This window comes from Okeania sp. SIO2F4 (assembly GCF_010672385.1).
GTDB lineage: Bacteria > Cyanobacteriota > Cyanobacteriia > Cyanobacteriales > Microcoleaceae > Trichodesmium.
In genome coordinates, this window is record NZ_JAAHGT010000700.1 from 1 (window position 1) to 5,195 (window position 5,195).

Annotated in this window: 6 protein-coding genes; all 6 read right to left on the reverse strand. The window is 38.4% G+C overall.

All coding sequences use genetic code 11. From position 1 onward, the window contains the following. Nucleotides 1-648 precede the first annotated feature (648 nt). Nucleotides 649-1,188: an EF-hand domain-containing protein gene (locus F6K22_RS30775; protein WP_293106994.1), complete on the reverse strand. Its 540-nt coding sequence runs from the start codon at nt 1,186-1,188 to the stop codon at nt 649-651. A gap of 110 nt (nt 1,189-1,298) precedes the next feature. Continuing rightward, the gene (locus F6K22_RS30780) at nt 1,299-1,817 is read right to left on the reverse strand and encodes a hypothetical protein (RefSeq protein ID WP_293106996.1); all 519 of its coding nucleotides are present in this window, start codon (nt 1,815-1,817) and stop codon (nt 1,299-1,301) included. A 59-nt stretch (nt 1,818-1,876) separates the two neighbouring features. After that, nucleotides 1,877-3,100 carry an RNA-guided endonuclease InsQ/TnpB family protein gene (locus tag F6K22_RS30785; protein ID WP_293106999.1) on the reverse strand — a complete coding sequence of 408 codons (1,224 nt, stop codon included), beginning with the start codon at nt 3,098-3,100 and terminating at the stop codon, nt 1,877-1,879. Between the two features lie 48 nt (nt 3,101-3,148). Then, nucleotides 3,149-3,427, reverse strand: coding sequence for a hypothetical protein (locus F6K22_RS30790; RefSeq protein ID WP_293107001.1), 279 nt, complete (start codon nt 3,425-3,427; stop codon nt 3,149-3,151). 156 nt (nt 3,428-3,583) lie between these two features. Beyond that, a complete protein-coding gene (locus F6K22_RS30795; protein WP_293107004.1) occupies nt 3,584-4,858 on the reverse strand; it encodes a cytochrome P450 in 1,275 nt (424 codons plus the stop codon). Between the two features lie 47 nt (nt 4,859-4,905). Then, on the reverse strand, nt 4,906-5,195 hold a 290-nt coding region (locus tag F6K22_RS30800; protein WP_293107006.1), incomplete at its 5' end, for a class I SAM-dependent methyltransferase.

Genomic DNA, 5,195 nt, shown 5'->3' on the forward strand with positions numbered 1-5,195 from the left:
AAGTCATCAGCTCTTTCCGATTGGGTTTCTTTCAATTCTGGGGTTCTCTATTCTCTCAACTGCTTATCTAGATTATACTTGAAAGCATTTATTTGGCTAGAGATATTTGATTTAAGCGAACCGTGAGTCCCTACTCCCTATTCCATTATTTATAAGTATTTAACCAGACATGATATTACTACTGCTGCCAGTCAAGCTGTAACTGACTTTGTAGCATTTTCCGATAGAGTATGCTATCGGAAAAAGTCGTACTTAATCAGTTCACTCAATCGTATCTGGATCGATATTCAATTCTCTTAATTTTGCTGCCAATTTTTCTGCTCGTTCTTCTGGCGTGTTTACGGGGGAAAAGTAGCAATCGTACAGAAAACCACGCTAAGGCTGAAATGCTTACTATGAATTAGTTATAGCCATCAAATTTTGTGAAGTTTTGTATATGAATGGGTGTACCAGTTAAACTGTAGTTTATTTGGTACAGAAATTTAGAACGATTTTTCAACGGTTTAATTGGAGAGCGCGATATAGCTGCCGCTAGGCTCCGCCAACGCAAGTACCTTAACGGGGTTTCTTGCATAATTGCTACTTTTTCCCCGGTAACGAGAAATAGATTATTACTCGTTACCCATTACTGATTACATTTTATCAGTCTTAGAAGGCTCCGTAACACCACTTAGACGGATCTTCAATATCTTCCGAGTTGAAATAATTGCTACGGACTTTGGCATATTCATCTCGCGAAATCGTACCATCTTTGTTGGTGTCGATACTGTCAAATGCGAATTTAATGTTTTCTTCGTTGGTTTCTCCCAGAGCTTTCAAAGATATCTGATATTCTTTGAAACTAATTGTGCCACTTCCATCCACATCCAAGCAATCAAACATATATTTGTTATATTCTAGATTTTTTTCGATTTGGCTAGAATCCATGTTTGCCCGAGCTTCTAAAAATTCAACTAGACTGACTTTTCCATCTCCATCTGTGTCAGCAGCGCTCAAATAACGATCCCAAGCTAGGGTATACTTCTCAAGAATTTCTTGATATTTGCTATCGCTTTCCTTGAAACCAAAAGATGCAGCTACTTTCTTTCCTATCAGTAGCAAGTCTTCCTTCTCCAGAAGTCCGTTTTTCGATTGGTCGTACTTGTAGAATGCCATAGCAACTTTTCGTTGTACAAACGGTGATAACATAATTTTTTCTCCTGTGATATTTTAGAAGTTGTTTCTTGAGTATAGATTAGCATAGTTTAAGTTAAAGATCTCATCCACTCAAAAAAAATTTATTTGGACTTTGCTGTTTATTAGGTATTTCCAAAGATGATTCGTTGGTGTTCGAGATGGTCTGCTAAATACTCGAAAGAGTCAAAGCATCGCTGTATGAGAGCGACCGCTTCCTGATATATATTATCATCAAACTCAATGTTATGCAGTTCCTCTTTTTCATCTTGATAAATATTGTGGTTCATTTCAATTTCCTGATGAAAACTAGCAAAATAGCGTAGCGACTGGTTATAGCCACAACGATCAACTAGCGGGACTAGATGCTTAAAAAACACCTTTCCTGTTGATTCTAAGACCAATGGGAAGATAATGCGAATTCTGTCATCGCTAACACGCAAAAGAGCGCCAATAAGTTGATAAACAAAGTCTCGCACAGGTTGGTGAGTGACTCCGAAGAGCCAGGGGACATCCCGGGTGCAATTCAGTTGTTCGATGTCAAACAAATACCATTGTTCGTGTCCTGCGTCTTCTGCCATCAAGCTTGCTGCCACTTTTTTGAGGGCTGAGTCGGAAATTAGGTTATGAGTGAGCCGTAGCATATCTTGGAATGCAAAGACGAAGAATTGACATCCTCCCCGGCCTAAAGGCACGGGGATTCCTACCGAGCCTTAGCTCTTCGGTGGGTTGACGCTTCATTGGCTGCTGCTACTTTTGCAGTAGTCTTACACTTGCCTCCACGTCCGTTTAATGTCTCGGACTGCCCGCCCGCGACTAATATATTTATTGCTGCGTTTTCATCACGGTCGTGTTTTGCACCACAGTTTAGACACTCCCACTCTCGCACCTGAAGGTCTAATTTTCCACCTTTAAACCCACAGCATGAGCAGGTTTGAGATGTTGGCTCCCAACGACTAATTACTCTAAAATCACGACCATATTTTTCTGCTTTTCCTTCTAGGAATGTTCTGAAAGTTCTCCAACCTAAATCTGATATTGCTCTGGATAATTTGCGATTCTTAACCATACCAGAAACGTTCAAATCTTCTAAAACAATTGTTTGGTTTTCACGAATTATTTTAGTAGATAATTTATGTAGAAAATCTGTTCTTGTATCTTTCAGTTTTGCATGGAATTTAGCTACTCTAACCCGTGCTTTTTCATACCTTTTAGAGCCTTTAGTTTTATGAGATAATGACTTACTTAACTTTCTTAATTTTTTAATTCGTTTCTTAAGTGGCTTAGGAGCATCAACCTTTGTACCATCACTAAATGTAGCAAAGGTAGAAATGCCTAAATCTATACCTACTGAATTATCAGTCTGAGGTAAGATTTCTGGTTGTATTTCTACTACAAAACTTAAGAAATACCTTGTAGGGGCGATTCGCGAATCGCCCCTACAATCTTTAATTACTGTTACTGATGATGGAGCAGCAGGTAACTCTCTTGACCAAACTATCTTGATTTTTCCAACTTTGGCTAAATAGACTTTATGCTGACCAACTTTAAAACCTCCTTTTGTAAATCTTGCAGTTGCGAGCGACTTTCTACTTTTGAATTTAGGAGGTTTAACAGGTTTACCTTTTCTCTGGCCTTTAGTCGATTTAAAAAAGTTTTGATAAGCCTGGTTTAAATCATTTAAAGATTGCTGCAATGGTATAGCAGAAACTTCTGATAACCATTCTCTGTATTCAGTCTTTTTCGATTGAGTGATAAACTTTTTTTGTAGTTGAGAATTAGTGGTTTTCTTTTCTCCCGATCTATACTGTTGTTGACAACAAGCTAGGCTATCATTCCAAACCACACGGACACAACCAAATAGCTTGGCTAATCGGTATTTTTGTCCGGGTGTGGGATAGATACGATACTTAAATCTAGCTTTCATAATTCCTATTTGAACTAACAGTATGATAACATATTTATAGAAATAAAATCAACTAAAAAGTCGCCCGCTTATGGGCGAGGCTTTAGACCCAAATTTTCGGTAAAAGTGGGGAGCGATCGCTCGTAAATCATCAATATGGGAAGAATTATCAAGAGCTTTAAAAAGTGATTGACTTTCGAGTTTTTTCTGCCTATCCTCGATCAGATTCTGGATATCCTCTATCGTCCATCGTTTTTTTTGTGTAATAGTTTCCGCAAGTTTAGGAAAAACTGATGAGGAAGATTGGAGTTGTTGGTTCAATTCTTGCTTGGTAGTAATGTTGTACACTGTTTTTATAAAATATCTATAAATAATTTTTACAGCACTTTTGAGGAGGGGGAGGTACAGTTGAAGACTAATCTCTCTTCCCGATTTACTCATAGTGATAAAATTTTGTACTTCACTAACTCCCAAACTGCTGTGATTTTGAAAAGTTATTTCAGTTTAAAGACAAAGGATTGGCAATGTTTTAAAGCCTGAAAATGCTAGAGAGTAATGGTCTCGCTCTGGAGGAGATTTGGGAGACAATTGCAGATTAGGAAAGCGAGCAATCATAGAAGCAAACAGTTCCTGAATCTGAAGTCGCCCAAGACGCGCACCAATACAGTAATGAGCGCCATATCCAAAAGCAAAACTGCGAATCCCTTTACGCTCAATGCAAATTTGTTCGGGATTTTCTGTTTCTGGTAAATCCCTATTGACACAATGATTAGAAATGAATACAGCTTCACCTGCATAAATCTGTTGCCCATTAATTACTACATCTGCTTTGGCCACCCGGAATAGGAAAGTTACGGCTGGATCGATGCGCTTGAATTCTTCGAGTGCATTAGGAAGCAATTCTGGATTAGCTCTAATAGATTGTAGAATATCGGGATTATTCAGCAGTAGGAATAGATTGTTGCAAATTTGGTCAGTCGTTGTTACCTGACCCGCTACCAACATCAATGTCGCCTGAGAAATAATTTCATCTTCCGAGAGACTAAGTTGTTTCTGAGCTTCAAGCATTCCCGATATAAAATCATCTTGGGGTCTTTTGCGCCGCTCTTGAATAAGGTCTGAAAAGTATTCTCGAAGACTGACTGCTACTTTATTGGTTTTAATGGCTACATCATTTGTGTATGCAACACCACCACCAAAAAAAGCTGTCATAGTATCGGCACAATTACGAAAAAAGTCTCGATCTGCTTGTGGAATGCAAAACAATTCTGCTAAGACCTGACTAGGTAACACCCTGGCAATTTGTGAGACAAATTCTACTTCCGGCTCTGCCACTACATCATCCAAGAGTGATTTGACCATTTGACGAACTGTGGGTTCAAAAGAATTAACCCAAAGATCTTTAATTCCCATATAAGCACTTTTGCGACGTATTTCATGATCTTTGCCATCACTCATTACCATCATTTTTTGAGTAATTGAAAAGAATGATGTTACTAGGGAAATATCAACATTTGGCATTTGGGAAATTACGAACGCACTACGATCTGCGGTAAAGTTAGAACTGTTGAGAATAGTGCAAGCATCCTCGTATTTCGTGATTACATGAATTTTTTCAGGTTGCCAATAATAAATATCTCCTTTATCGCTCACATAATCAGCAAAAGCTTGGGGGAAGTTTTCCACATTACAAGCTTCCTTGAATTTAAGAAAAGACTCGCCTTGCCCTATCTTACGTTGAGGCAACTTTTCTATAATCTGGGATTGACTAATAGTCATGGTTATATTTTTGGTCTTTTGACTTTTGGATTTCGATATTGAGTGAATTAAAAACCAGGGTTGTCAACGCGACGCATGGTAACGCGCAATAGATGACTCTTTCCTGTATGGTAACCAATCATAGACAGACCAAGGAATTTCTCATATCTGGCAACTGACTCTTCGCCTACTAAATCTATTGCTTGTTTTCGATTTTGTTTCAGATTTTTCAGCCAAACTTTTAAGGTGCGGACGTAATCTTCGCGATCGTTCCGGACAGCTACTATTTCAAAAATTCCTTTGCTAGCTTGAATCATCTCTGATAAGCGAGGTAAATCAGATTCAGGGAAAATATCTT